We start from the raw sequence: 24,710 nt of genomic DNA, 5'->3' as shown, positions 1-24,710 counted from the left end.
CATCCTTTTGATACAATCATGCGCGCAAGCAAAGGGGGTCGGCAATCCCCATCCGAAAATTTTTATGTGAGCACATTGTCACGTGACTGTTTTATCACTTATAAGATAGCAATGGATTCGATTTTCAAAGCTCTTGCCGATCCCACGCGTCGCAAACTGCTCGATAGTCTGCACGCCAAGCCAGGGCAAAGCCTGCAGGACCTCGAAGGGCAACTCGATATGACCCGATTTGGTGTGATGAAACATCTTGGCGTGCTGGCAGAAGCAAAGCTGATCGTAACCCATAAAAAAGGTCGGTTTAAATACCACTACCTCAACATGCTTCCTTTGCAGGAAGCCATAGATCGCTGGGTTGAACCCTTACTCCAACAACCAGCGGCGCGAGCGGTGCTAAGTCTCAAATCTCAACTTGAAGGATCACCGAAGATGACCAAACCCGATTTCATGATGCAAACCTATATTCATTGCACCCAGGATGCGCTGTGGCATGCTCTCACGGACCCTGAAGCAAATGCCGCCTATAATTTCGTTGTGGGCAGCTGCACCCGCGAGGGCAATAAGCTTATTTTCAACTTTCCCGATGGCAGCGCGATGTTGGTTCTTACGGAAACTAAATTGACCCCAAAAACGCGAATTGAAAGCACGTTCGAACCGCATTGGGCGGGTCCCGATGTACCGCTGGAGCAGTCGCGTTTTGTCTATTTAATAGAACCACAGGGGGAAAATTGCATGCTTACGTTAGAGCATTATGACATCCCCGCAGGCCAAGATGGTATTGCCGATGGCTGGCACCGCACGCTTGCAGGTTTAAAAACATGGCTTGAGACCGGGCAATCAGTTCGTTTCGCATACGATGAAGCACAGGCGTGAGGCATACCGCTGAAGGCACATTCGGCCGAATTGCGGAGTTAATCGCGTTTCTTGCTTTATCCTTTGTGCCCAATTCAGGCGTTCTCTTGGTCACATTTTCACCAATGGCTTAGTGCAATGACTTGACGTGGTGGAAACCGCCGTTGGGCTTTCCTTTATCAGTTGGTGGTTCGAAAACTGCGCATTAGAACCACCATCCAAAGGCGTAGTTCTCTCCCACCTTCTAACTTTTAAGGATGGACCAAGCAGTTAGCGCTGCCGGGCTCGTAGAAACACTGTCGCGGTTACAACCTTCCAAAACTATATATGGAAATTTCTACGACGCACAGCGCCCTAGTCAGATACCGCCGTTTTCTTAGACCCATTTGTATAGCTGCCAGGTTTCTTTCTTGGAGGATTTCGCCAGCGAAACCAAAATTACCTCTGAAAACTACCCGCTTACATAGGGTGAAGAATCCGGGCGATAGAACACTTTTTGATTGTGCAAGCGACCCAACAGCTCTTCGTTTTCCCGCTGATCCGATTCGATCACGGCGATTGATCGCAGATCGGCCGGGCTTTCGTCCGACAATGCACGCCGCATTTTACACAATTCGCGAGATCTGGCACGCAGCGCCTCTTCAATCACATCAACGTCGTGAATGCTAAGCTCGAAGGTGCGGTTGTAACGCGGCATATCAAGTCCTTTGGTCAGGCGGGTTCGTTGTCCTTGATGTCGGGAGTAACACGTGAAATGTCGCAGTCAACGTATTCTTCTGTATACCAACCACGGCTTCGCTTGACAGTTTGCAATGCAGAGGTCATCAGGCTCGCACATAAAACCCGCAACCGGGCGTCTCGTAGGCGCCAAACTGACGAGGAGCGCCCTAGATGGCACAAATCTCTCTCACCTTTCCCGATGGCAATGCTCGCTCTTATGACGCGGGTGTCACTGCAGGCGATGTCGCTGCGAGCATTTCGACTTCACTTCGCAAGAAAGCAATAAGCGCAACCGTCAATGGCGCGCACTACGATCTTGCCTGGCCAATTGAAGCAGATGCTGCAATCGCCATCCACACTCTTCAGGATGAAGAACAAGCCAACGAACTGGTCCGTCATGATCTCGCCCACATCATGGCGCGGGCGGTGCAGGAAATTTGGCCGGATACCCAGGTCACCATCGGCCCGGTGATCAAGGATGGCTGGTACTATGATTTCGATCGCAAGGAACCCTTCACTCCCGAAGATCTCGGTCTGATCGAAAAGAAGATGAAGGAGATCATCAACAAGCGAGACCCCGTCCGGACTGAAGTGTGGGAACGTGCCCGCGCGATCCAGCACTACGAGGACAAGGGTGAGCCTTACAAGGTTGAGCTAATAGATGCCATTCCGGGCGACGAGCCGCTCCGCATGTATTGGCACGGCGACTGGCAAGACTTGTGCCGAGGTCCTCACTTGCAGCACACCGGGCAGGTACCGGGTGATGCATTCAAATTGATGTCCATCGCAGGCGCTTATTGGCGCGGCGACAGTGACCGAGCCATGCTGCAACGGATTTACGGCGTGGCTTTCACCGGCAAGGAAAAACTACGCGCGCATTTGAACATGCTTGAAGAGGCCGCAAAACGTGATCACCGCAAGCTGGGGCGCGAGATGGACCTCTACCACATGCAAGAAGAAGCGCCTGGTCAGGTGTTCTGGCACCCAAACGGCTGGTCGATCTACACCGAATTGCAAGACTACATGCGGCGCAAACAGCGTGCGGCCGGCTATGTTGAAGTAAACACACCTCAAGTCGTAGACCGCAAACTGTGGGAAGCTTCGGGTCACTGGGATAAGTATCAGGAGCATATGTTCATCGTCGAAGTCGACGAAGAGCATGCACGCGAAAAAGCGATCAATGCTCTCAAACCGATGAATTGCCCTTGTCACGTACAGATTTTCAATCAAGGCTTGAAATCCTATAGGGATCTGCCGTTGCGCATGGCCGAGTTCGGATCCTGCAATCGGTACGAACCCTCTGGTGCATTGCATGGCATCATGCGTGTACGTGGATTTACCCAGGACGATGGGCATATCTTCTGCCGGGAAGATCAAATTGAAGCAGAATGCGCCGCCTTTATCACCTATCTGTCCTCGGTCTACAAAGAACTCGGCTTTGAAAGCTTTGAGATCATGTTCGCCACCCGGCCCGAAAAACGCGTGGGGTCCGAACAAAGCTGGGATCACGTTGAAGCGGCACTGGAGAATGCGATCAAGGCAACCGGCCATCCTTATACACTGGATGAAGGAGAAGGCGCATTCTATGGCCCCAAGCTCGATTTCAAATTGACCGATGCAATCGGTCGGGTGTGGCAATGCGGCACCTTTCAGGTGGACCCAAACCTGCCCGAACGATTGGATGCGACCTACGTTGCCGAGGACGGTGCAAAGCACCGCCCCTATATGCTGCACCGCGCTTGCCTCGGGTCTTTTGAGCGTTTCATCGGTATCCTGATTGAGAACTCGGCTGGCAAGTTGCCGTTTTGGCTGGCGCCACGACAGGTGTTTGTCGCATCGATTATTTCAGATGCGAACGACTACGTGCATGAGGTTGTTGCTCAATTGCGCGCGGCAGGTGTTCGAGCGGAGGCTGATACGCGCAATGAAAAGATCAACTACAAGGTGCGAGAGCATTCGGTAGGCAAGGTCCCGGTCATCCTCGCCGTGGGTGCACGAGAGGTGGACGAACGGACCGTCACAATCAGACGGCTGGGTGAAAAACAAACACGCGTCCAATCGCTAGAAGAAGTAGCTAATGCGCTTTCTATCGAAGCCACGCCACCAGACCAGCTGTAACAATCGAAAGTCTGATCAATTGCGAAAGAGCACAAGGAGGCTCTGAATTGTTACAATTCACGAGATTTGAGTGTAACAACTCGCTGTTCTGATGATATTTGCTAACAGCTCTGTGAAACACAGGATCGTCAGTGGATTGTTGGGCCTTCTACCCGTAATTATTATCGCATCATTGGCCTATTGGTCCGGAAAAAGGGAATAAAGATATGTCCAACACGATGAAAACAGTAGCAATCGCTGGTGCCGTTGCCGCGGCCATGGCCTCGCAAGTCACAACTGCTCAGGCAGCGTCCAAGGAAAAATGCTACGGCATCTCGCTCGCAGGCGCGAATGATTGCGCCGCAGGCCCGGGCACCACATGCGCTGGTACGTCTACGGTTGACTATCAAGGCAACGCCTGGACTCTCGTTGATGCGGGCACATGCACGGAGATTGATCTACCAGCAATGGCCGATGGCACAGCACGTGAAGGATCGCTGGAAGAACTCGATCGCGACCTGCCCGCTTAAAGCAGGATGCACATCTGGTCTGGCGGCCAAACCGCCGGACCTTCTTGCTTGAGATTAGACCAAAACGGAACGTCGGAGGGCCAAGATGCTAGACAGCGCTACTCGCTTTCAAAGCCTGCCGCCCACACCCGGCGTTGGATTTAAATCGCAACACTTCGATGACTTGCGGAAAGATCCTGGGCCCGTACAGTGGATTGAAGTCCATGCGGAAAACTATATGGGAGACGGCGGTCGACCAATAGCCCAACTGCGCGCCCTAAAGGAGCAGTTCGCGCTCTCCGTCCACGGCGTAGGTCTGAGCATTGGCGGTGAATCACCACTTGACCCCGATCATCTAGCACGCTTGAAAAAGCTAGTCGGCTGGGCAAAGCCTGCGCGCTTCTCTGAACACCTTGCATGGTCCACGCATGGCACAGAGTTTCTAAATGACCTTTTGCCCCTGCCCTACACGACCGCAACACTGGCGCGTGTTTCGGAACATATCGATCAAGTGCAAACGACCCTCGGATGCCAGATGTTACTCGAAAACCCATCGAGTTACCTGGTGTTCTCTGAAAGCACGTGGTCCGAGACAGACTTCCTCTCTGAATTGGTCCGACGGACGGGATGCGGCTTACTCTTGGACGTCAACAACGTTTTTGTCTCGTCCACAAACCTGGGTGTATCTGCTCAATCCTATATAGAGTCTTTTCCGCTTGAGGCCGTTGGAGAGCTACATGTGGGCGGTCATGACGAAGATACTGATGATCATAATGCTCCGTTGTTGATTGACAGCCACGGAAAACCCGTAGCAGATCCTGTCTGGTTCCTTTTGGAGCGAACACTCGCGGAAACTGGCCCAAGACCAGTTCTTGTAGAATGGGACAACGATGTGCCGGATTGGCAAACGTTGCGAGCCGAAGCCTCCAAAGCAGCGCAGGCTCTTTGTTGCGTCTCATGAACGTATCGCAGTCAGCTTTCCGTGGCGCTTTGCTGGACGCCGATCAAGATGTGCCAGCCGGCCTGCTTGATGCGCGTAACAAACCTGCAGGAAGCAGATATTCTGTATACCGAAACAACGTTGTTTTTTCCCTCATGGAAGCGCTACGCACTGCATTTCCGCTGGTTTACAAACTGCTAGGAACTCAGAACTTCGCAAATCTCGCAACAGTTTTCGTTCGGGATCACCCGCCGAGATCGCCCTTGATGGTGTTCTATGGCGCCGACATGCCGAATTTCCTGGAAGGCTTCGAACCACTGGCGCATCTGGGGTATTTGCCAGATTGTGCCCGTCTGGATCTCGCGATGCGGCAGTCATATCATGCGGCCGATATGGACCCAATAGACCCCGGGTTTTTGAACTATGGGCCTGAAAATTTGTTGCCGCTTAGATTGTCGCTCACCCCCTCAACAGTTCTTGTCAGGTCGGTCTGGCCATTGTTCGACATCTGGCAGGCGAATTTTGTCGATGGCGCCCCCAAACCTCGTGCCATTGCTCAAGACGTGATGATTGCGCGCCCCGAATTCGACCCGTCGCCACAATTGCTTGTTACTGGGGCGGCTGACTGGTTTGAACTCCTAAGGCAAGGGGTCCCATTCGGTGAAGCCCATGAAAGAATGGAGAAATCCATGCCCAAATTTGACCTCGCAGCGGCGCTTTCGCAGGCTCTGCAAGCCGGCGTTCTCACAAAATTCAAGACAAAGGACAGTTAAATGACCCCCCTTTACTTCTCCATGACAGAGCGCTTGTCGCGTGCGGATTGGTTACTTGCGAGCCTTGCGCGCCTCATTTTTGCTGGCACCCTTTTGATGTACTTCTGGGTGTCCGGGCTGACAAAGCTGGGCGAAGGGATCACGGGCCTGTTTCAACCCTCCGTCGGAGCCTATGCACAAATTTTCCCAAGGGCTATGGAAGCAGTAACTTATGACGCATCTCAATTGTCTTTTTTCCATTGGGCTGTCGTCGTCGCTGGAACGTGGTCGGAATTCATCCTGCCCGCATTGATCGTTATCGGTCTGCTAACGCGCCTGTCGGCACTTGGTATGATTGGTTTCATCGTCGTGCAGTCTTTGACCGATCTGATTGGACATGGTGGTCTGGAACACAAAGAGACCTTTGGTGCCTGGTTTGACCGCTTTCCAGATAGCGTTATCTTGGATCAGAGAAGCTTCTGGGTTTTCTTGCTGCTCGTTTTGGTCATCAAAGGCGCAGGGCCACTTTCGCTGGACAACGCGCTCATTGCACGAAAACAGGTCGTTTGAACTCAGGCAACGCCCAACTCCTTTTGCACCTCAGAGGTCCACCCCAAGTACATCTTGTCATCGGTCACGACTAATGGACGCTTCATCAAAGCCGGGTGGGCTCTCAGCAAGTCAATCGGCGGCAAAGTACGATCTTTCTCGTCCAAAGCGCGCCATGTGGTCGAACGTGTATTCATAAGGGCGCTACCAAACTTCACCAATGCAGCCTTTAAATCATTGTCAGACACGCCGTCGGTGCGAACGTCGAGAAACTCTGCTTGGGGCAAAAGTTTCAGGGCTTTCCGACAGGTGTCGCAGGTCTTTAATCCGTATAAACGCATATTTTACTCACATCTTGGGGTTTCCAGCGCTCAAATCGCGGCATTTGGGCTTGTTTCGCTTGATTTTTACACGCGAAGGCCAATGTCTTAAAGGGCAGCTTGAGAAAGTTTGAACAGGCTGCGGAAAAGAACCGCATCGGAAAAGCTGATGCGGCAGCAGATTGAATAAGGAGGCACGGGACTGATGCCAAACGGCACCGTGAAATGGTTTAACACAACCAAGGGCTACGGTTTCATCGCGCCCGAGAATGGCGGATCTGATGTTTTTGTACATATATCAGCCGTCGAGAGGTCGGGTCTAACCGGTCTTGCAGACGACCAAAAAGTTAGCTTTGAACTGTCCGAAGGGCGTGATGGCCGACAAATGGCCAGCGACCTCAAACTGCTTTAAGCTTTGACGCGTAGGCGAACAGGTTCGTTTTCCATGGTGCACGTCAGGATCTGGCATCATTTAAAAGGCGTCGCTTAGACCCAAATTGACCCGGATCATGCAGTGCAACTATGGTGCAGTGTTTTGCGCATCGAAGATACAAACCTTGTACGCAGAATGTTGCATGACCCTCATCTGGTTATCGTCGCACTCGTTCAATTGCCATGACATGCTCTCACCCCCAGAGCTCTATGCATCTCCGAAAAATGCCCAATTGCTCGGCCGATCGAGATAGAGTTACTCATGGTTTCGAAACGAGGATTTCGAACGTGGCAAAACGATGCGTAGTCTCCGATCTGGGTAAAAGAACCACTGCAATTGCCGTTCCCCATCCGCGTGTAACAGCTTGACAAACTAAGTCGAAACATCATCCCGTCAGTTCCAGACGTCTCTACTGAATTCTGACGTCTATTCTAACGTGCTCCACAATTCTAAAATCTTTGCTATGATTTTAGGTGTTAATATCTCGTCCCAACGGAAACTTATATGGTCAGTACCAATGCAACGAAACGGGTGCGGCGGGGCGAATTCGCTAGCAATTTCAAAAATCTCCGCTTTGGAGTTATATCAGCAATTTGAACGACAATCATGCAGCTCGAAAATCACCCGATTACACCCATAAATTCCCGCCATTCGCCTTTGCTCATTCCAGACGTCTCCTGCGTTACCTCATCACCTTTCAGCATGCGTCTAACACATTCCAGCGCCTTGCCAGACATTGTGGCCCCGCCCAGCCGGTAGTCTTCGAAGGCGCCATAGGCAGCAGGCACCCAGTCGGCGACCATCGCGCAAATCGCGTCAGCGTAGACCCGGATTTCATATTGAGCATGTGAATCAGCGCGCAGCCGAAGGAAATGGAACAGGTTGTGCAAGTCAACTTTCCAGTACCATTGTGTATAGACATTCGCGGGCAGGTTCATCCGAGCCAGTTCGCGTGCCAAACCATCCTGTTTTTCACCGTCAGGGCCATCCTCAGAAATCATAGATTCGTAGTTGTCATACGCGCGATTGCTGTCAGATTTCAGGATTTCAAGCACGCGCGCGGCTTCCGCACCTTCGAGTACACCGCCGCGTCCCTGATTATTCACCACGGATTGTGCGTTAATATGTTCGGGTGCCGGAATATAGAATTCACGGTCCAGAATCGAATAGCGCGCGGAATATTCGTTTACGTTGGCGGTGCGGTGGCGGATCCATTGGCGCGCGACAAAGACAGGCAGTTTTACATGAAGCTTGATCTCACACATCTCGAAAGGGGTGGAATGCCAGTGGCGCATGAGGTAGCGAATTAAACCTTCATCATTCTGCACCGACTTTGTGCCTTTGCCATAGGAAACGCGAGCGGCCTGACAAATGGCCGCGTCGTCCCCCATGTAGTCAATGACGCGGACAAAACCATGGTCAAGGACAGGTTGGGCTTTATAGAGATGTTGTTCCATGCCGGGCGATACGGCACGCAGAGTTGGAGCGGCTTGGCTGCGTTGTTCTTCGATTTCGGCCTGTTGTTCAGGGCTCAGGGGCATGGGGGCGGTCCTTTTCGCGTGTGAGTCGGATTTTACTATATCTGGGTGAGAGTGAAGGCGGAACAACTATATGGGGTATTCTTGAAATGGTGCGGGATAGATCACAACTGTCTGATCCCACTGGTATCTGACGCTCTGCATGTTAGGTTCTTTGTCAGCAATCACTGAATGGGAGCGCGAAATGAGCCTTAAGTATTTGCACACGATGGTTCGGGTAAAAGATCTGGATACATCAATTGCGTTTTACAAGTTGCTGGGTCTCGAAGAGACACGGCGCATGGACAGCGAAGGGGGCCGTTTTACTCTGGTGTTTCTGGCCCCCCCTGATCAACCCGAGTGCCCGGTGGAATTGACATATAACTGGGATGGCGATGACGCTCTGCCAGACGATAGCCGACACTTTGGGCATTTGGCTTATCGCGTCGGGAACATCTATGATGTTTGTCAGCATCTCATGGACAACGGCGTGACAATCAACAGACCGCCCCGCGATGGCCACATGGCCTTTGTGCGATCACCCGACAACGTGTCAATTGAGTTGCTCCAGGAAGGCGACAATCTGGCGCCTGCCGAACCTTGGGCAAGCATGGAAAACACCGGCCATTGGTGATCATCCGAGCCAGCATTGCAGGGTTGTCGCTCTATGCGGGAGCGATCGAGGCTGGAGAGTGTCGTCTGGCCCTTGTTCTGGCGCTGGATGTTTCCAGTTCGATTGATGCCACTGAAGACGCTCTGCAACGCGGAGGTCTTGTGGCCGCTTTAACTGCGCCTGAAGTGCGCGCGGCTTTTTTTGCAACGGACCAACCGGTGGCATTGGCGGTTTTCGAGTGGTCTGGACGATATAATCAGCAAATATTGCTAGATTGGACCCTCATCCAAGAACCCGGCGACATTGCTGATATCGCCAGGATAATTGGTTCCAGCAAACGAAGTCACAATGATTATCCCACTGCAATGGGTTATGCTTTGGGGTTTGGCTCTCAGATGCTGCAACGCGCTCCTTCATGCCTTTACAAAACCATGGATATTGCGGGAGATGGTCAGAACAACGAAGGTTTTGGCCCTGCCGCGGCTTATGCAGAGTTTCCGTTTGCCGATGTGACTGTGAATGGTCTTGTTGTAAATGGTGCGGACTATGAGGCAGAAACAGGTCTGATCGCCTTTTTCAAGAGCCAGGTTCTTCATGGCCCCGGAGCGTTTGTGGAAATTGCACAGGGATTTGAAGATTATGAACGGGCCATGCGTCGCAAGCTTGAAAGAGAATTGACGCCCTCGGTGATCGGATCAGGCTCCCTAACCGGTCCGCGTGTTCCAAAAGGGTAAAAAACCATGCGCAGTCTGCTGTATACCGCCTTACTAGCCATCGCCGCCTCCCAAGCTGCAGTGGCTAATTGCAGGCAAGCGCTGGCACTCGGGTTGGACGTATCCGGCTCAGTCGATTTACGTGAATACAGGTTGCAGTTGGATGGCCTTGTGGCCGCCCTTGGTCATCCTGAAGTGGTCAGCGCTTTGTTGGCTGCCCCAAACGCGCCGGTTTCCTTGATGGTTTTTGAATGGAGTGGTCCAACAGATCCTTCCGTTTTGGTACCTTGGACGTCGGTGACCGACGCTGATGCGCTGGACAACATTACCCAAACACTGGCTAAAACAAAGCGCCGGAACGCTACTCCTGGTACGGCGCTTGGGGTCGCAATGACGCTAGGTGCAGTGTTCCTCGACCAACAGAAGGGCTGTTGGAAACGAACCCTGGACATTTCGGGAGATGGTCAGTCCAACCTTGGTCCGCGCCCCAGAGATGTCAAAAATGCGATTGGAGTCCGGGGTATTACAATAAATGCCTTGGTAATCGGATCAGATAATCAAGAGGCAGATGATACCCGACAATCTGAGATCGCCGAGCTTTCATCCTACTTCCGGTCGGAGGTCATTACGGGACCGGATGCGTTTGTGCAGACGGCCCTAGGATTTGAAAACTATGCCGAGGCCATGACTGCAAAGCTAATTCGTGAGCTCGATGGTTTGGCCTTCAGCGCTCTTCAGTAGATGTAGCGAATTTGATCTGACCAGTAGCGCTCCATGCGTTTGAGCGAGTGCGTAATGTCATCAATGCCGTCTGGTCCCAGCACACCTTTGGCTTCGAGACCATCTGCGTGGCGTGCGAAAAGTTCGGAAACAACAGTTCTTACCTTTTGACCTTTGTCGGTCAGTTTCACACGCACGGAGCGGCGGTCGATTTCGCAGCGTTGATGGTGCATGTAACCCATGTCCACCAATTTCTTCAGATTGTAACTGACGTTGCTGCCCTGATAGTAGCCACGGCTTTTGAGTTCGCCAGCGGTTACCTCATTGTCGCCAATATTGAAAAGCAGCAAAGCTTGGACGGCGTTGATCTCCAAAACGCCAACGCGTTCAAATTCGTCCTTGATCACATCTAGCAGCAAACGGTGCAACCGTTCTACAAGCGACAGTGCCTCTAGGTAGTTCACCATGAAGCCCTGGCTGCGGGAAACCGATGTGGTTTCCGAAGGAATTGGGTCTTGAATACTCATCTGCGCGCTCCGACTCGTTCTAATTTGGGCAGAATTTGCGCGGGAAAAGCCAATAATTCGTTAAAAGCCGGAAAAGAAGGCGTACGGTGCTCTTTCAAACAGATGTTTCGGGCAGTTGATCAATGATTTGTCGTATGAGTTCGCTGTAGGGCTTCGGGGCTGCAACTTGCCCGCTAACCCATTGATATAAGTCATGGTCGTTCTCGTTGAGCATATTGTCGTAGATGCTCAGTCCAGCGTCATCCATTGTGTCCAGACGTGCTTCGGCAAAGCGTTGCAGGATCAAATCCATCTCCTTGATCCCGCGTCGCATCGATCTCATTTTCAACCGCTTTACACGGTTGTTATGCGGCTCGCTCATGTGCCTCTTCTTTCAATGCAGTACGCAATTTCTTTTCCAACCGCCCCATTTGTTCGACACGGGCCATCATGTCGACGCGCAAATCTCGCAACTCGTTCAGGATTTCATTTGCCGACGCCGGTAGGATAACATCTTCCGCAGGTGCATCCAGACCTTCGCCTTGCCCATTGATCAACCACATCATTGACACGTTCAGCAAGCCCGCCATGATCGATAGCCGGTGCGCCCGGGGCTCGCTCATGTCATCTTCCCAAGCTCGGAGTGTCGCCACGCGTACACCCAGACGGCGTGCCAACTGCGCTTGTGTCATTTCCGACATCTCGCGCGCCGCAGCAACGCGGTCGCCAAATGTCGCCGCCTTTGGACCGTACCAATCTTTCGTATCGTGCATGCTTTGCTCTCCTTCGCGATGATCTCGCTTGAATGGTGGGGGGACGCCCCCTAATACTCGACCGTAATCCTATCAAATTGAGGCCGAAATGGAATTCCTGTCTACGACACTTGCCCGCGTCAAACCGTCTCCTACGATTGCTGTAACCACAAAGGCCGCCGAGTTAAAAGCAGCTGGTCGTGATGTCATCGGCTTGGGCGCAGGTGAGCCGGATTTCGATACACCACAGAACATCAAGGACGCAGCACTCGCGGCCATTGCATCCGGCAAAACCAAATACACCGCTGTCGATGGCATTCCTGAGCTCAAGCAAGCCATATGCGACAAGCTGATACGTGACAATGATCTGACTTACACCCCTTCCCAGGTCAGTGTGGGCTCAGGTGGTAAACAAATCCTTTACAACGCGCTGATGGCCACGCTGAATGAGGGGGACGAGGTTGTCATTCCGGCACCCTATTGGGTCAGCTACCCAGATATGGTGCTTCTAGCCGGCGGAACGCCGGTTGTGGCCGAAGCTTCGATCCAGACAGGTTTCAAACTGACGGCGGACCAGTTGGAGGCCGTGATAACCGACAGAACCAAATGGCTGATCTTCAACTCTCCTTCCAATCCGACAGGTGCCGGATATACGTGGGAAGAATTGCAACAATTGACCGATGTGCTTATGCGCCATCCGCATGTCTGGGTGATGACCGATGATATGTACGAGCATCTGGTCTACGACGATTTCAAGTTTTGCACACCTGCGCAGGTCGAACCCCGGCTCTACGACCGAACGTTGACAGTTAATGGCGTTAGCAAAGCCTATGCCATGACCGGTTGGCGCATAGGATATGCCGCTGGTCCTGAAAAGCTGATTGGTGCCATGCGCAAGGTTCAATCACAAAGCACCTCAAACCCTTGCAGCATAAGCCAATGGGCAGCCGTAGAAGCGCTGAATGGCCCTCAGGACTTCCTGGCTCCAAATAATGAGACATTCCGGCGCCGCCGTGATTTGGTGGTAGACATGCTTAATGCGGCGATCGGCATCCGGTGCCCCGTGCCGGATGGGGCATTCTATGTCTACCCGTCGATCGCGGGCTGTATTGGGAAGACATCGGCGGGTGGCACTGAAATTGTCGACGATGAAGCCTTTGCAACAGCATTGTTGGAGGAAACCGGAGTGGCCGTCGTATTTGGTGCCGCATTCGGCCTGTCTCCCAATTTTCGCGTCAGCTACGCCACATCGGACAACGCACTGAAAGAGGCCTGTGCCCGAATCCAGTCGTTTTGCGCAAAACTAACCTAGGAAGGGCATACCTGTGGCGGAGGAGGTGACAGGGTACTATTTTCGGATTCGAGAAAACGGAGCAGTTGTATTTCGTGTCGATACCGAGAATCGTCAGCATCGCGTCGAAATGGATAAAATTGCTGTTGTGAATATCGACAGTGGCGAGATCAAGCCAAGCCAGAATGTGCAAATCTCTGATGATGATCTGGCCGCAATTCAGCGCTGGTTGGATCAGCGCAGGCAATTGTTAGCGAACCGCCATATGGACGACATTCACCGCACCATCGACCATATGAACCTGACAACCCAATGGGCACAATCGCGGGCAACCGATGCGCAGCTTGAAAAAATGACAGACGAAATGTTACTGGCAATGCACGATCTGCGCTCGACTTTGCTTCGTAGGAAGGCAGAACGGCTTTCTGAGTAAGCAAAGCGTAAATAATCCTTTTGGTGCCTTTTGCCTGTCTCGTACCTTGCTGACGTCCTGGTGGAACTACCTAAATTTTGCGCCAAGGTCGCAACCAATTCGCGAACAAATTTGCGATTTTTTCGGGCTAGTTCGAATGCAGTATTCTTATTTCATTGGCAAGTTGCAGTGCAGGCACCGGACAGTCGGGCGGTCAAATTCTCCTGATCCATTTGGCCAGGACCAAGATGAACCGTAATCCCAAAAATCTTTGTGTCCCTGTTAAATCTTTCTTGATGCATGGCGGCTCTAATGTTGCTCAGTAACAACAACACTCGGGGTTCCAACTATGTTCCAATTTTCGCGTGCGGCTGCGTTTGCCGCAATGACAATGGCGGCATTGCCCGCCGCAGCCCAACAAGGCGTCACCGACAATAGCATTGCTTTTGCCCAAGTCGCAGCTTTGGAAGGTCCAGCATCTGCTTTGGGTATCGGCATGCGTCAAGGCATTATGGCTGCATTTGAAGAGGCCAACCGCGCCGGCGGTGTCAATGGTCGTATGCTGAGCTTGACAAGCATGGATGACGGCTATGAGCCTGACCGCTCCGTGACCGAGGTGCGTGCAGCCATCGAGGGCGACAACTATCTGGCGCTTATCGGTCCCGTCGGCACACCAACGACCAAGGCGACACAGCCGATCGCGACAGAAGCTGCGATGCCGATGATTGCGCCCTTCACTGGTGCGGGTTTCTTGCGAGATCCGTCCTTGCAGAATGTTGTCAACTTGCGCGCGACTTACGATGCGGAAACACAGGCATGGATCGACCATCTGGTCGATGAAATGGGCCTCACAGAGATTGCAATTCTATATCAGGACGACGGCTTTGGACGTGTCGGACTTTCAGGTGTAACAAAAGCGCTTGAAGCGCGCGGCATGACACTTGTGGCTGAAGGAAGCTACACGCGTAACACCGTCGCGGTCAAATCCGCGCTCTTGGAGATTCGCAAGGCAAAGCCTCAGGCAGTTGTAATGGTTGGAGCGTATAAACCTCTGGCAGAATTCATTAAACTGTCCCGGAAAATGAAAATGGACCCAACTTTTGTGACCATTTCTTTTGTGGGCTCCAAAGCTCTTGCCAGTGAATTGGGCCCAGATGGCGACGGCGTTATTGTGAGCCAGGTCGTACCGCAGCCATGGGACGACAGCCTGCCAATTGTTGCGGAATACCAAGCAGCACTTACAGCTCTGGATGCTGCAGCAGAGCCAGGTTTTGTGTCTCTCGAAGGTTATGTTGCTGGTCGACTGGCAATAGAAGGATTGCGCAAAGCGGGCGCTGATCTGAACCGAAACAGCTACATGACCGCAATGAACAATCTCGGTACTGTCGATTTTGGCGGTATGACGCTGACTTTCGGCCCGGGCGACAATCAAGGATCCGACGATGTGTTCCTGACGCGCATTCTGCCCGATGGATCTTTTGAAGCCATGGGCGCTGGTAGCTGACAAACGGTGAGCCCGGTTCAGAACCGGGCTCTTTTCACCACTTGATGCAATTGCGGGGATACCCGCAAAACTTCACTGGAGGGGCACCCTATGTCTTCGGTTGTTTCGAATTTCTTTGGATCTGTTTTGATGCGACTAGCGTTGGTCTATGGCGCCATGGCCGTCATGACTGGTGCGGCAATTATAGTAGGCTGGATGGTGTTTCAATCCATCGCGCTCAACATGTCGGTGTTGTCTGACGAAAGACTACCTGAACTGCGCAATAGCGCCCATGTTGTGACCAGGGCAGACCAAGCCGGAGATCTGCTCTCAAAAATCCTAATGGCTCGGACTTTCGAAGAACTAATTAATCTAGACAAAGAAACAAAGCTTGCGATCGAAGAGTTGACGACTGCAACAGAAAACCTAGGAGAAGAACAAGCGCGAATACTTTCGGAAAGCATTGATCAAGTAAATTCAGCGCTTTTCGATTTGCTTTCCGCTCAAATGGACCAGATGAGCCGCGCCAACAGCCTAACGGCCGACGTTGAAAATGCTTTGCGTTTGGCAACAGAATCAAGCGCGTTACTCGATCAGGCGACAGATGACGCTTATTTTGACCTCGTAATGGGCGCTGATGAGACAATCTCGACAATTGACGCGACTCTGACCCAATTGATTGAAAGCGATTTCGCACTCTATCAAGCAACTCTTCAGATGCGAGCTGAAGTTAATTTATTGACAGGCTTAGCCATGAGCGTGTTGAAAACGAGCGATACCGCAATGATGTCGATCCTTTCGGATTTGGCGAACGCTGCGCTGGCTCAAGTTTCTCAATTGATGCCAACCCTGGAACAAAACGAAGCAACTGCCGAACTTCATTTGATTGTCGTCGAAGCGCTCCCAGACATTCAAAGAGTATTATCTCAAACGGGCGGACGTGTCTCCGCCGAAAGGATCTTGTCATTCAGACAAGGGATCGACGCTGCACTCTCATCCGCTTTGGACGACATCTATTTTCAGTTGGTCATTAACAGCGATGACGCCAAAACAAGTAATGAAGACTCAATTAGAACCCTTATGGATGACCAGGTTACGCGCATCAGAACCCAAGCCGCACTGGACTCTGCGTCGAAGTCCTTTTTTGCGGCAGCCATGCAAACGGCCCTTGCCCGCGATGCAAGCGAACTCGCGATGTTGCAAGATGCCTTGCTTGTAAACCGGGAAGAACTACACGACGCAATGGCGGGTGCACCGCAAGAAATCATTGATAAAATAGAACAAATGCTGGAAATCTCTGCTCCGGATACAGGAATAGCTGCAACGAGAAGCGCAGCCTTAGCTGCACAGGCAAGCGCGGCCGTCGCCTCAAATTCAGCGGCCAACGCTGTTCAGAAGATAGCAACCGATATTGGAGTCTTCGCCGCCAACGCACAAAACGAGATCGATGAAACCGCCGCAGCATTGAATAAAGAAGTCGCTTTAGCACGGGCCAGAATGCAGCAGATCGGATTTGCCAGCCTGGTATTGGTTACGCTTGCCCCGCTGTTGATCTGGATAATGGTCACGCGTCCATTGAACAAGGTGACATCGGTAACCGAACGTTTGGCGCAAGGTGACTTGTCCGAAATTGAAAACGTCGGAACACGACACGGAGAAATAGCAAGAATGGCTAAAGCACTGCAAGTCTTTCGCAGTGGCGCTTTGGAACGTATTCAATTGCAGGACGAAGATAAGCGTAGACAAGCAGAAGCGGTTGAATCAGAACGAGCCGCGGAAAGGGCACAGCGCGAGGCCGAAGCCCGCGACCGCGAAGCAAAAGAAACGCAAGCGCGCGAAGAACGTGAGCGTGAAGCAAAAGAAAATGAGAGAAACGAAAAAATTCGAGCTGAAGCTGAAGCGGAGCGAAAAGCACGCTCTGACGAGCAGGAGGCGGTTGTCAGCGAATTGGCGAAAAGCCTAAAGCGTCTTTCTGTTGGAGATTTAACCCATACGATCGAGACGGAATTCCCCGGAGCATACGAAGCTTTGCGCCAAGACTTCAACGCAGCAATAAACAATTTAGCCGAGCTCATGCGCCAGATCGGTGACAGTTCCGAATCGATTGATGCAAGCAGTGCCGAAATCGCGTCTTCATCTCTTGATCTTTCTCGGCGTACAGAGAAATCAGCCGCGACCTTAGAAGAAACGGCTGCCGCGCTGAGCGAGTTGACGAGCAGCGTGTCTACAGCGGCAAAGGGGGCTTCAAACGCGTCATCTACGGTTGATGTTGTCAAAAACGACGCCCAATCAAGCCGGAAAGTGATGCATCAAGCAGTCGGAGCAATGAGTGAGATAGAGGAATCATCTGCGAAGATTTCGAAAATAGTTGAAGTCATTGATGGCATCGCATTCCAGACCAATCTTCTGGCGCTAAATGCCGGCGTCGAAGCCGCGCGTGCAGGAGATGCTGGGCGTGGTTTCGCCGTAGTTGCATCAGAAGTTCGTAGTTTGGCGCACCGTTGCTCAGAAGCAGCATTGCAAATCAGCAATTTGATATCCGAGTCTACAAATCATGTCGAAAATGGAGTTTCGCTCATCGACAAAACGAGCAGTGCGCTTGAAACGATTCTCAAAGGAATCTTTGACGTGTCACAAAACGTTAACGAAATCGCCAATTCTGTGAACGAACAATCAAGCGGTATTGGCGAAATCAACTCTGCGATGGAACAGTTGGATCGCTCAACTCAACAAAATGCGGCAATGTTCGAGACAACGACTGCGGCAAGCCAGGCACTTACAGGAGAATCTGGAAAGCTCGCAAAGTTGGTCTCCGGATTTGTAGTACGAAACAGTTCAAATCAAAACATGGCTGACGAAGACGAATTGATGGAAGAGAGTATTCAAAAGCGAGCCTGAGCTGTGATTGTCAAGCTTTCATCGATACTTAGTCGAGCCAATTTGGTTATCCTGGAAAAACGAAAAACTGCTTTCGTCCAATGCTCGACAACAGGAGAAGAATGCCCGGAAAATCAGCCTTTAGCTATGGTTCAATCTCAATCTCCCAAACAGTAAGCGATGATCACGTGTTGAAAAGAAAGTGCAATACGTCGCCATCGCTTACGACGTAGGATTTGCCCTCCGAGCGCATCTTACCGGCTTCTTTAGCCGCTGTTTCTCCTCCCAGAGAAACGTAGTCAGCATAGGAAATCGTCTCCGCTCGAATGAAGCCTTTCTCAAAATCGCCGTGAATAACCCCGGCGGCTTTGGGCGCGCTTGTACCGCTTCGAATGGTCCATGCGCGTGCCTCTTTCGGACCAACCGTGAAATAGGTCTCCAAGTTAAGCAATGAGTATCCAGCTTGAATCAATCGGTCGAGGCCAGCTTCTGACAAGCCCATTTCATCGAGAAACATCGCCGCGTCATCAGTCGCCAATTGGCTGATTTCCTCTTCTATTTGCGCCGATATTACAACATGCGCATTGCCTTGAACTGCTGCCATTTCAGCAACCTTGCGCGAATGCGAATTACCGGTCGCAGCATCTGCCTCACCGACATTGCAAACGTATAGCACTGGTTTTGTCGTTAGGAGTTGTAAGAGTTTCCATGCACGTAAATCGTCATCATCCACATCAACCTCACGTGCAGGTTTACCTTCCTCCAAAACAGCAAGAGCGGCTTTCAGCAATTTTTCCTGTTGAACCGCTTCCTTGTCACCTCCCCGAACTTTGCGCACGATGGTCTGTAAGCGCTTCTCTATGCTCTCAATGTCGGCAAGCATAAGCTCTGTTTCAATGGTTTCGGCATCTGCGACCGGATCGACACGCCCTTCAACATGGGTGACATCACCATCTTCAAAGCAGCGCAGTACATGCGCAATCGCATCGACTTCGCGAATATTTGCTAGAAATTGGTTGCCCAGTCCCTCTCCTTTGGACGCGCCTTTAACCAATCCGGCAATATCTACAAATGTCATACGGGTTGGAATAATCTGTTTTGAACGTGCGATATCGGCCAATTTGTCGAGTCGTGTATCAGGAACGGCAACTTCTCCGATGTTCGGTTCAATGGTACAGAATGGGAAATTAGCTGCTTGTGCAGCAGCCGTACGTGTCAATGCATTGAAAAGTGTGGATTTACCGACATTCGGCAATCCCACGATACCCATTTTGAAACCCATTTCAGCGTCCTTTTTGCTGGCGCTGTTCCTAGGACCTTGGTCAGCTTAAGACAAGTCCTTACGCTGGCGTCTATCCTCACGGGCATGAAAGATCAAAAACCATGCTAGCAGGATAAACATCGGGTGACTCAATCCACCCGAAAACACCAACGCCGGTACCCAAATTAAAAAAACGATAACCGCAATGATGGGGCGACCTGTGAACAAAATGGAAAGAGGTGGAAGCAGAATGGCGAAAATATAGTTCATCGAAAAAACCTAAGCGCTAATTCGAAAATCAAAAGAGTAAAAATCCTTTGTTTCAACATAACCCCGCTGTATTTTCCTAAGACCGGGTTTAGTGACACATTGATTTCCCATTTTATTTTGGGCATTGCAGGGGAAATTAAAAAAGGCACCCTTCATGACCCGTATAGACGCCAAATTTGCAGAGCTTACCAAACTGGGGAAGAAAGCATTTGTATCCTATGTGATGGCGGGCGATCCCGATTTTGATACTTCCCTAGAAATTGTCAGCGGTCTGCCCGCTTCTGGCGTCGATGTGATCGAATTGGGATTGCCATTTACCGACCCAATGGCGGACGGACCAACCATACAACTCGCCGGCCAACGCGCATTGGATAGCGGTATGACGCTGGAACGGACATTAGATCTGGCACGCGCCTTTCGAAAGACAGATGATACAACGCCCATTGTCCTTATGGGATACTACAACCCGGTTTATAGCTACGGCGTCGAGCGCTTTCTAGAAAAAGCCAAAGACGCAGGGATCGACGGGCTGATTATTGTAGATTTGCCACCGGAAGAAGACAGCGAACTTTGCCTGCCTGCCCAGGCGGCGGGGTTGAACTTCATTCGCCTTGCCACGCCCACAACGGATGAAAAACGTCTGCCTCGGGTACTTCAGAACACTTCCGGTTTTGTCTACTACGTATCAATCACCGGCATTACGGGTGCAGCCGAAGCGCAAGCTGGCGATGTTGGCCCGGAAGTCGCGCGCATTAAGAAAGAAGGCAATCTCCCCGTGATTGTTGGGTTTGGTGTCAACACTCCAGAAAAGTCGCGAGCCATTGCGAGCGTGGCGGACGGCGTTGTCGTCGGATCCGCGATAGTCAGTAAGATTGCTGCAGGCGAACCGGTAAACGATGTGTTGCGTTTTGTGCAATCCCTTGCCGACGGTGCTCACTCAGCCTGATGATGGGCGGGATGAAACCCCATTCCGGTCCTCATCCAGAAACATCCGCAGATCTTTCAGCATTGGCAGGATGCCCTGCAATCGCTCTACATCAATGCCGCTTGCCAGTCTTTCGAAGTCGGGTCCCAGGTCTGCAATGACCTGGCCTCTCATAGCCCGGCCCTTGTGACTCAAAAAAACCAGTTTAGAACGGCCGTCGTCTGGGTTTGGGCGCACTTCGACCATGCCATGAGCCTGCAGTCCCTTGATTGTGTGGGTCATGGATGTTTTTGGCACCTGGAAGGCGCGCGCAATATCAATGAGCGCGCGCCCATCGCCCAGCCGCGTCAGGTGATTGACGACGGCAAAGTGAGGCGCAATCAAGCCATCAGGCAAGCGCATCTCCAGCAAAGTACGGCTAAGTTGTTCGATGATGCCGATCTCATTGAACACTTCAAAAAATACGGCACCGTTGTTGTCAGGCATTCATCAACTTTGCTTCAAGAGGCCAGCGCGGCGTGCGCGGTGTTTCCGGACCGTAGCCCAAACGCCCGAGCATTTGAACCGTTTGGCCATTCGTGGCCAGCAAATCGTGCGCGCGTGCATAGTGTGGCGCCATTTCAGGGTATTCCTGCAAGCATTGGCTTACCGGATGGAGGGACACACCAAGCTCTCTGCATTTCAAATTGAGCCGCAGCCAACGACGCCCTGAATCGAGCTGTTCCAAGCGCGTGTTGGTCACAGATGTTAAGCAGGCATATGCGGGCGTTGCCGCCAGCATTTCCGAATAAATTTTGGCGCCTTCTCGAGATCCTGTGCTGTCGGGATCTTGCAAAAGTTCCCGACTCATTAGCCCTGTCAACATGAGACTTTCCAGGAACGGACCACCCAGATCGATTCCGTCCGGATTTGCGTTGATCTCGGATTTGCCAAACCGCATGAGATCAATCGACTCCTGCATTGCGCGCGGAGTGCGTGCCTCGACATCCCATGCTTCCCAAGTGATTGATTTAAGATCATAAACAGTGGATTCATCGGTGTAGATGTCTGCAAAAAGTTCAAGCTCATTGGCATGTGCCGGAGTTAAAGGCTTGGTTTCGAAAGGCTCTTTGCAAGAGCGCCGATCCATCACGTGATCAAAGAGCGGGTCGCGAGTACCGCCGGGCGCAAAAACGGCCACGGCCAGGGGTCCTCTCTCGCCTTCGGGATAAAAGGTCAGATCTACCGCAAAACCAGCAGCGCCGGCAGCCATCACCATGAGTTCAAGAAAACACCCCAGACCAATGGTGATCTGGCGATCAAAAGGGTCAGTTTCCGGTAATCTTCGTGTGGCATCTTGGCGCAAAACTACCGTGTCATTGCCTTCCAGCGCCACCTGCCAAGGCTGCAAATTATGAGGATTCGGCGCCAGCAGCGCAAAACTGAGCGCATTCAACCGCGGGTCGTCGTAATCACCCGCTGCATCCCATGGCGCGAGTGCATTTTTCGGCGAGCGAGTGGTGAGAAAAGCAGCAGCAGAAGCAGATGCGGCAAGGACAGTTCCCCTCCGATGAGTGAGATTGCTTTGCGGCGAGACAGTGTCATTTTGGTTATCCTTTCATTTGGTACGATTTCGCACTTCTTATATAGTGCGAAATCGTACCATTCAAGGCAAAGATAATCACGGATGGCCAATTGATCTTCTTCCGCACGATTGGTAATGAAAAGTTACCAATCTGAGGGGTTAGCATGCCGATCATCACAACAATCCAGGATCTCAAAGACCTGCATCGACGCAGAACGCCGCGCATGTTTTACGATTATGCTGAATCAGGCAGCTGGACGGAAACTACATTCCGTGAAAACACAACGGATTTTGAAAAAATCAGACTGCGTCAGCGCGTAGCTGTCGACATGACAGGGCGGAGCACCGCCAGCCAAATGATCGGACAGGACGTAGCTATGCCCGTGGCATTGGCGCCAGTGGGATCCACGGGCATGCAGCATGCAGATGGTGAAATTTTGGCAGCAAAAGCCGCGGAAAAATTCGGTGTGCCCTTTACGCTGTCTACAATGTCCATTTGTTCAATCGAGGATGTGGCCGAGAACACAAGCACACCGTTTTGGTTTCAACTCTATGCGATGCGCGACAAGACGTTTATCAAAAACATCATTCAACGTGCCAAGGATGCCAAGTGCTCAGCTCTGGTGGTGACGCTTGATCTTCAAATCCTCGGACAGCGGCACAAGGATCTCAAAAACGGGCTGAGTATCCCAATCAAACCCACGTTGCCAAACTTGTTGGATCTGGCCACAAAGTGGCGATGGATTGCAGGGATGTCCAAAACGAAACGTCGCCAGTTCGGCAACATTGTAGGCCATATTGACGGGATCAGCGATCTATCATCCTTGTCAGTCTGGGCTGCGGAAAGTTTTGATCCAAAACTGAATTGGGAAGAGGTCAAGGAAATCAAGAAAATGTGGGACGGGCCGCTCATATTGAAAGGCATTCTGGATGGGGAAGACGCCAAAAAGGCGTTGGACGTGGGTGCAGATGCCATTATCGTTTCCAACCATGGCGGTCGCCAGTTGGATGGGGCGCTGTCCTCCATCAGGGCGTTAGGACCGATTATGGATGTCGTCGGCGACAAGGTCGAAGTGCATTTGGACAGCGGTATTCGGTCTGGCCAAGACGTTTTGAAGGCCATCGCAATGGGAGCCAAAGGGACCTACATAGGTCGCGCGTTTGTACATGGGTTGGGCGCCATGGGCGAAGCGGGCGTGGCCAAGGCCCTAGAGGTGATCCACAAAGAATTGGACACAACAATGGCGCTGTGCGGCGAGACAAATGTAAGTGATTTAGGGCGTCACAACCTTTTGGTTCCGCATGATTTTGCAGGAAACTGGCAAGAATGAACCCGCAGCGCGATCCGCGACTGCATTGATTGGTTCAGCTAATTTCCGCTTGTCGCCGCACACCACGCGAAAGCGCCGGAACGATGGTCGCGCAAGCCAGAAGCAAGACACCTGAAATGACAAAGAATGCAGCTCGCAAACCAAAAATCTCAGACGTGTATCCCATCAACGGTGGCCCGAGAAAGAACGCGCCATATCCCAGGACAGACGCTCTGCTGATCGCGGCAAGCCGCGCTTTGGGTGGCACGATGCGCCCCACCAAGGCCAGCGTCAAAGGGGCGAGAACAGATATTCCCAAACCACCCAGGCCAAATCCGAAGTAAGCGACCCATAGGGTTGGCGCGGCTCCCGCAAGCGCCAAACCAAAGGCCGACATCACACAGGCGCAAACCATCATGACCGTGTCGGAAACCCGATGTGCTATTCCATGCCCGGCCAGACGCCCAATACCCATGGTCAGACCCAAAATCGCGGGTCCCAGTGCTCCCTCGCCGGCACCGCCACCGAGCGTGCGTTCCAAATGCAAGGCAGACCATCCCTCTGCAGATGCCTCGGACAGAAAGGCGACCATGACCAATAGCCCGGCCAACCAAACCAATCCTTGCGGGACGTCAGCGTTCTGCGGGATACCCGTTTCCATTTCTGGGGGCGTTTGAGGCTCGAGCATCATCCACGCAAGGACCACGATTACGAGACCAAGCGCGGAAAACACTTGGAAGGGCAACCAACCAAGCTCACGTAATGCTCCGGTCATCAGAGCCGCACCAGCGTAGGTGAACGAATAAAGAGCGTGGTTCAAATTCATCAAGGGTCGACCCGTACGGGCCTCAATCTCGGAAACGCGCACATTTATCAGGACATCCACCACGCCAGAACCGGTGGCCGCAAGCAACATGCCGAGCGTAAAGGCAACGACTTCGGTGGCGGCCCCTGCCACCAGCATCCCGGTCCCAACCAAACAGGCAAATGCCGGCAATGCCCAGCGGCCCGCGAGACGATCGGCCAGTGGAGCAAACCACAGAGCTGCAAGCGCACCCATGGAAGACAGCAATATCGCCGTTCCCAAGGTTGCATCAGAGGCACCAATAGCGGCTTTGATTGCAGGCATTTGCGCAAAGCAAGTTGCCCAGGCGCACCCGATGACCAGAAAGCCAGCAAGGGGTTTGCGGGAGTGTTTTACGTCGTTTATCAAACCCATGTTTGATCCGTGACACGCGACCACGGCCCCTGCAAGAGAAGGCGCGCGAAAAACCTCTTTCATTGGCGCACAAACCGGTCTATAGGCACGGCTTCACGCGGAGCTACA

The 24,710-nt window shown here is 52.1% G+C and carries 28 protein-coding genes; 16 read left to right on the top strand and 12 right to left on the bottom strand.

What is annotated here, in order from left to right; all coding sequences use genetic code 11:
* Positions 1-18: 18 nt before the first annotated feature.
* Positions 19-870: a helix-turn-helix domain-containing protein gene (locus AB8B75_RS09960; protein ID WP_405361844.1), complete on the top strand. Its 852-nt coding sequence runs from the start codon at positions 19-21 to the stop codon at positions 868-870.
* A 430-nt stretch (positions 871-1,300) separates the two neighbouring features.
* Here the strand turns inward: AB8B75_RS09960 and AB8B75_RS09955 are convergent, their stop codons facing one another.
* A complete protein-coding gene (locus AB8B75_RS09955) occupies positions 1,301-1,546 on the bottom strand; it encodes a hypothetical protein (RefSeq protein ID WP_405361842.1) in 246 nt (81 codons plus the stop codon).
* Between the two features lie 194 nt (positions 1,547-1,740).
* Here AB8B75_RS09955 and thrS point away from each other — a divergent pair, with 194 nt between their 5' ends.
* The 5 genes from thrS (at position 1,741) to AB8B75_RS09930 (ending at position 6,437) form a co-directional block, all read left to right on the top strand.
* Positions 1,741-3,687: a threonine--tRNA ligase gene (gene thrS, locus AB8B75_RS09950; protein WP_405361840.1), complete on the top strand. Its 1,947-nt coding sequence runs from the start codon at positions 1,741-1,743 to the stop codon at positions 3,685-3,687.
* A 206-nt stretch (positions 3,688-3,893) separates the two neighbouring features.
* On the top strand, positions 3,894-4,196 hold the full coding sequence (locus AB8B75_RS09945; protein WP_405361839.1) for a DUF2282 domain-containing protein: 303 nt from the start codon (positions 3,894-3,896) through the stop codon (positions 4,194-4,196).
* A gap of 85 nt (positions 4,197-4,281) precedes the next feature.
* Positions 4,282-5,136: a DUF692 domain-containing protein gene (locus AB8B75_RS09940; RefSeq protein WP_405361837.1), complete on the top strand. Its 855-nt coding sequence runs from the start codon at positions 4,282-4,284 to the stop codon at positions 5,134-5,136.
* Positions 5,133-5,888, top strand: coding sequence for a putative DNA-binding domain-containing protein (locus tag AB8B75_RS09935; RefSeq protein ID WP_405361835.1), 756 nt, complete (start codon positions 5,133-5,135; stop codon positions 5,886-5,888). The genes AB8B75_RS09940 and AB8B75_RS09935 overlap by 4 nt, the downstream gene beginning before the upstream one ends.
* Positions 5,889-6,437 carry a DoxX family protein gene (locus AB8B75_RS09930; protein ID WP_405361833.1) on the top strand — a complete coding sequence of 183 codons (549 nt, stop codon included), beginning with the start codon at positions 5,889-5,891 and terminating at the stop codon, positions 6,435-6,437.
* Positions 6,438-6,439: 2 nt separating this feature from the next.
* Here AB8B75_RS09930 and AB8B75_RS09925 read toward each other — a convergent pair whose 3' ends face one another.
* Positions 6,440-6,757, bottom strand: a complete 318-nt coding sequence (locus AB8B75_RS09925) for an arsenate reductase family protein (protein ID WP_405361831.1) — start codon at positions 6,755-6,757, stop codon at positions 6,440-6,442.
* A gap of 184 nt (positions 6,758-6,941) precedes the next feature.
* Between AB8B75_RS09925 and AB8B75_RS09920 the strand changes: the two genes are divergently transcribed.
* Positions 6,942-7,148 (top strand): cold-shock protein, encoded by a 207-nt coding sequence (locus AB8B75_RS09920; protein WP_405361829.1) that lies wholly within the window; start codon positions 6,942-6,944, stop codon positions 7,146-7,148.
* A 641-nt stretch (positions 7,149-7,789) separates the two neighbouring features.
* On the opposite strand, the gene thyX is transcribed toward AB8B75_RS09920, so the two are convergent.
* On the bottom strand, positions 7,790-8,710 hold the full coding sequence (thyX, locus tag AB8B75_RS09915; protein ID WP_405361827.1) for an FAD-dependent thymidylate synthase: 921 nt from the start codon (positions 8,708-8,710) through the stop codon (positions 7,790-7,792).
* 181 nt (positions 8,711-8,891) lie between these two features.
* On the opposite strand from thyX, the gene AB8B75_RS09910 reads away from it, so the two are divergent.
* The 3 genes from AB8B75_RS09910 to AB8B75_RS09900 are packed head-to-tail and all read left to right on the top strand — an operon-like array spanning position 8,892 to position 10,753.
* The gene (locus AB8B75_RS09910) at positions 8,892-9,320 is read left to right on the top strand and encodes a VOC family protein (RefSeq protein WP_405361825.1); all 429 of its coding nucleotides are present in this window, start codon (positions 8,892-8,894) and stop codon (positions 9,318-9,320) included.
* Entirely contained in the window at positions 9,320-10,033 is a 714-nt protein-coding gene (locus AB8B75_RS09905; RefSeq protein ID WP_405361967.1) for a DUF1194 domain-containing protein, read from the top strand. The genes AB8B75_RS09910 and AB8B75_RS09905 overlap by 1 nt, the downstream gene beginning before the upstream one ends.
* Before the next feature lie 6 nt (positions 10,034-10,039).
* Positions 10,040-10,753, top strand: coding sequence for a DUF1194 domain-containing protein (locus AB8B75_RS09900; protein ID WP_405361823.1), 714 nt, complete (start codon positions 10,040-10,042; stop codon positions 10,751-10,753).
* Here AB8B75_RS09900 and AB8B75_RS09895 read toward each other — a convergent pair.
* The 3 genes from AB8B75_RS09895 to AB8B75_RS09885 all read right to left on the bottom strand — a co-directional run bounded on the left by AB8B75_RS09895 (position 10,747) and on the right by AB8B75_RS09885 (position 12,011).
* Positions 10,747-11,259 (bottom strand): MarR family winged helix-turn-helix transcriptional regulator, encoded by a 513-nt coding sequence (locus AB8B75_RS09895; protein ID WP_405361821.1) that lies wholly within the window; start codon positions 11,257-11,259, stop codon positions 10,747-10,749. The genes AB8B75_RS09900 and AB8B75_RS09895 overlap by 7 nt on opposite strands.
* A gap of 94 nt (positions 11,260-11,353) precedes the next feature.
* Positions 11,354-11,620, bottom strand: a complete 267-nt coding sequence (locus tag AB8B75_RS09890) for a succinate dehydrogenase assembly factor 2 (RefSeq protein WP_405361819.1) — start codon at positions 11,618-11,620, stop codon at positions 11,354-11,356.
* On the bottom strand, positions 11,604-12,011 hold the full coding sequence (locus AB8B75_RS09885) for a multiprotein-bridging factor 1 family protein (protein WP_405361817.1): 408 nt from the start codon (positions 12,009-12,011) through the stop codon (positions 11,604-11,606). Before AB8B75_RS09885 ends, AB8B75_RS09890 begins: the two co-directional genes overlap by 17 nt.
* Before the next feature lie 88 nt (positions 12,012-12,099).
* On the opposite strand from AB8B75_RS09885, the gene AB8B75_RS09880 reads away from it, so the two are divergent.
* The 4 genes from AB8B75_RS09880 to AB8B75_RS09865 all read left to right on the top strand — a co-directional run bounded on the left by AB8B75_RS09880 (position 12,100) and on the right by AB8B75_RS09865 (position 18,074).
* On the top strand, positions 12,100-13,302 hold the full coding sequence (locus tag AB8B75_RS09880; protein ID WP_405361815.1) for a pyridoxal phosphate-dependent aminotransferase: 1,203 nt from the start codon (positions 12,100-12,102) through the stop codon (positions 13,300-13,302).
* Positions 13,303-13,315: 13 nt separating this feature from the next.
* Positions 13,316-13,714, top strand: coding sequence for a hypothetical protein (locus AB8B75_RS09875; RefSeq protein WP_405361813.1), 399 nt, complete (start codon positions 13,316-13,318; stop codon positions 13,712-13,714).
* Between the two features lie 328 nt (positions 13,715-14,042).
* Positions 14,043-15,197: an ABC transporter substrate-binding protein gene (locus tag AB8B75_RS09870; RefSeq protein ID WP_405361811.1), complete on the top strand. Its 1,155-nt coding sequence runs from the start codon at positions 14,043-14,045 to the stop codon at positions 15,195-15,197.
* Between the two features lie 90 nt (positions 15,198-15,287).
* Positions 15,288-18,074 (top strand): methyl-accepting chemotaxis protein, encoded by a 2,787-nt coding sequence (locus AB8B75_RS09865; RefSeq protein WP_405361809.1) that lies wholly within the window; start codon positions 15,288-15,290, stop codon positions 18,072-18,074.
* A 163-nt stretch (positions 18,075-18,237) separates the two neighbouring features.
* Here the strand turns inward: AB8B75_RS09865 and ychF are convergent, their stop codons facing one another.
* Both ychF and AB8B75_RS09855 read right to left on the bottom strand, forming a co-directional pair.
* Positions 18,238-19,335, bottom strand: coding sequence for a redox-regulated ATPase YchF (gene ychF, locus AB8B75_RS09860; protein WP_405361807.1), 1,098 nt, complete (start codon positions 19,333-19,335; stop codon positions 18,238-18,240).
* A gap of 45 nt (positions 19,336-19,380) precedes the next feature.
* On the bottom strand, positions 19,381-19,584 hold the full coding sequence (locus AB8B75_RS09855) for a hypothetical protein (RefSeq protein ID WP_405361805.1): 204 nt from the start codon (positions 19,582-19,584) through the stop codon (positions 19,381-19,383).
* Positions 19,585-19,738: 154 nt separating this feature from the next.
* Here AB8B75_RS09855 and trpA point away from each other — a divergent pair, with 154 nt between their 5' ends.
* The gene (trpA, locus tag AB8B75_RS09850) at positions 19,739-20,530 is read left to right on the top strand and encodes a tryptophan synthase subunit alpha (protein ID WP_405361803.1); all 792 of its coding nucleotides are present in this window, start codon (positions 19,739-19,741) and stop codon (positions 20,528-20,530) included.
* Here the strand turns inward: trpA and AB8B75_RS09845 are convergent.
* From AB8B75_RS09845 to AB8B75_RS09835, 3 genes are read right to left on the bottom strand one after another with little or no spacing between them, the layout of a single operon-like run.
* Positions 20,522-20,995, bottom strand: a complete 474-nt coding sequence (locus tag AB8B75_RS09845; RefSeq protein WP_405361801.1) for a MarR family winged helix-turn-helix transcriptional regulator — start codon at positions 20,993-20,995, stop codon at positions 20,522-20,524. The genes trpA and AB8B75_RS09845 overlap by 9 nt on opposite strands.
* Positions 20,988-21,944 carry an Acg family FMN-binding oxidoreductase gene (locus AB8B75_RS09840; RefSeq protein ID WP_405361799.1) on the bottom strand — a complete coding sequence of 319 codons (957 nt, stop codon included), beginning with the start codon at positions 21,942-21,944 and terminating at the stop codon, positions 20,988-20,990. Before AB8B75_RS09840 ends, AB8B75_RS09845 begins: the two co-directional genes overlap by 8 nt.
* Positions 21,941-22,093 carry a hypothetical protein gene (locus tag AB8B75_RS09835; RefSeq protein ID WP_405361797.1) on the bottom strand — a complete coding sequence of 51 codons (153 nt, stop codon included), beginning with the start codon at positions 22,091-22,093 and terminating at the stop codon, positions 21,941-21,943. The genes AB8B75_RS09840 and AB8B75_RS09835 overlap by 4 nt, the downstream gene beginning before the upstream one ends.
* A 144-nt stretch (positions 22,094-22,237) precedes the next feature.
* Here AB8B75_RS09835 and AB8B75_RS09830 point away from each other — a divergent pair, with 144 nt between their 5' ends.
* A complete protein-coding gene (locus AB8B75_RS09830; RefSeq protein ID WP_405361795.1) occupies positions 22,238-23,404 on the top strand; it encodes an L-lactate dehydrogenase in 1,167 nt (388 codons plus the stop codon).
* Positions 23,405-23,438: 34 nt separating this feature from the next.
* Here AB8B75_RS09830 and AB8B75_RS09825 read toward each other — a convergent pair whose 3' ends face one another.
* Positions 23,439-24,602, bottom strand: coding sequence for an MFS transporter (locus AB8B75_RS09825; protein WP_405361793.1), 1,164 nt, complete (start codon positions 24,600-24,602; stop codon positions 23,439-23,441).
* Positions 24,603-24,710: the final 108 nt, after the last annotated feature.

It is taken from the genome of Roseobacter sp. (assembly GCF_045106495.1).
GTDB lineage: Bacteria > Pseudomonadota > Alphaproteobacteria > Rhodobacterales > Rhodobacteraceae > Roseobacter.
The sequence above is the reverse complement of the archived record's forward strand: the minus strand, read 5'-3'. Positions and strand labels throughout refer to the sequence as shown.

Bases quoted from the DNA above. Each gene is read 5' to 3' on its own strand.
- AB8B75_RS09960 (WP_405361844.1), top strand. From the start codon at position 19: ATGCGCGCAAGCAAAGGGGGTCGGCAATCCCCATCCGAAAATTTTTAT.
- AB8B75_RS09955 (WP_405361842.1), bottom strand. From the start codon at position 1,546: ATGCCGCGTTACAACCGCACCTTCGAGCTTAGCATTCACGACGTTGAT.
- thrS (WP_405361840.1), top strand. From the start codon at position 1,741: ATGGCACAAATCTCTCTCACCTTTCCCGATGGCAATGCTCGCTCTTAT.
- AB8B75_RS09945 (WP_405361839.1), top strand. From the start codon at position 3,894: ATGTCCAACACGATGAAAACAGTAGCAATCGCTGGTGCCGTTGCCGCG.
- AB8B75_RS09940 (WP_405361837.1), top strand. From the start codon at position 4,282: ATGCTAGACAGCGCTACTCGCTTTCAAAGCCTGCCGCCCACACCCGGC.
- AB8B75_RS09935 (WP_405361835.1), top strand. From the start codon at position 5,133: ATGAACGTATCGCAGTCAGCTTTCCGTGGCGCTTTGCTGGACGCCGAT.
- AB8B75_RS09930 (WP_405361833.1), top strand. From the start codon at position 5,889: ATGACCCCCCTTTACTTCTCCATGACAGAGCGCTTGTCGCGTGCGGAT.
- AB8B75_RS09925 (WP_405361831.1), bottom strand. From the start codon at position 6,757: ATGCGTTTATACGGATTAAAGACCTGCGACACCTGTCGGAAAGCCCTG.
- AB8B75_RS09920 (WP_405361829.1), top strand. From the start codon at position 6,942: ATGCCAAACGGCACCGTGAAATGGTTTAACACAACCAAGGGCTACGGT.
- thyX (WP_405361827.1), bottom strand. From the start codon at position 8,710: ATGCCCCTGAGCCCTGAACAACAGGCCGAAATCGAAGAACAACGCAGC.
- AB8B75_RS09910 (WP_405361825.1), top strand. From the start codon at position 8,892: ATGAGCCTTAAGTATTTGCACACGATGGTTCGGGTAAAAGATCTGGAT.
- AB8B75_RS09900 (WP_405361823.1), top strand. From the start codon at position 10,040: ATGCGCAGTCTGCTGTATACCGCCTTACTAGCCATCGCCGCCTCCCAA.
- AB8B75_RS09895 (WP_405361821.1), bottom strand. From the start codon at position 11,259: ATGAGTATTCAAGACCCAATTCCTTCGGAAACCACATCGGTTTCCCGC.
- AB8B75_RS09890 (WP_405361819.1), bottom strand. From the start codon at position 11,620: ATGAGCGAGCCGCATAACAACCGTGTAAAGCGGTTGAAAATGAGATCG.
- AB8B75_RS09885 (WP_405361817.1), bottom strand. From the start codon at position 12,011: ATGCACGATACGAAAGATTGGTACGGTCCAAAGGCGGCGACATTTGGC.
- AB8B75_RS09880 (WP_405361815.1), top strand. From the start codon at position 12,100: ATGGAATTCCTGTCTACGACACTTGCCCGCGTCAAACCGTCTCCTACG.
- AB8B75_RS09870 (WP_405361811.1), top strand. From the start codon at position 14,043: ATGTTCCAATTTTCGCGTGCGGCTGCGTTTGCCGCAATGACAATGGCG.
- AB8B75_RS09865 (WP_405361809.1), top strand. From the start codon at position 15,288: ATGTCTTCGGTTGTTTCGAATTTCTTTGGATCTGTTTTGATGCGACTA.
- ychF (WP_405361807.1), bottom strand. From the start codon at position 19,335: ATGGGTTTCAAAATGGGTATCGTGGGATTGCCGAATGTCGGTAAATCC.
- AB8B75_RS09855 (WP_405361805.1), bottom strand. From the start codon at position 19,584: ATGAACTATATTTTCGCCATTCTGCTTCCACCTCTTTCCATTTTGTTC.
- trpA (WP_405361803.1), top strand. From the start codon at position 19,739: ATGACCCGTATAGACGCCAAATTTGCAGAGCTTACCAAACTGGGGAAG.
- AB8B75_RS09845 (WP_405361801.1), bottom strand. From the start codon at position 20,995: ATGCCTGACAACAACGGTGCCGTATTTTTTGAAGTGTTCAATGAGATC.
- AB8B75_RS09835 (WP_405361797.1), bottom strand. From the start codon at position 22,093: ATGACACTGTCTCGCCGCAAAGCAATCTCACTCATCGGAGGGGAACTG.
- AB8B75_RS09830 (WP_405361795.1), top strand. From the start codon at position 22,238: ATGCCGATCATCACAACAATCCAGGATCTCAAAGACCTGCATCGACGC.
- AB8B75_RS09825 (WP_405361793.1), bottom strand. From the start codon at position 24,602: ATGGGTTTGATAAACGACGTAAAACACTCCCGCAAACCCCTTGCTGGC.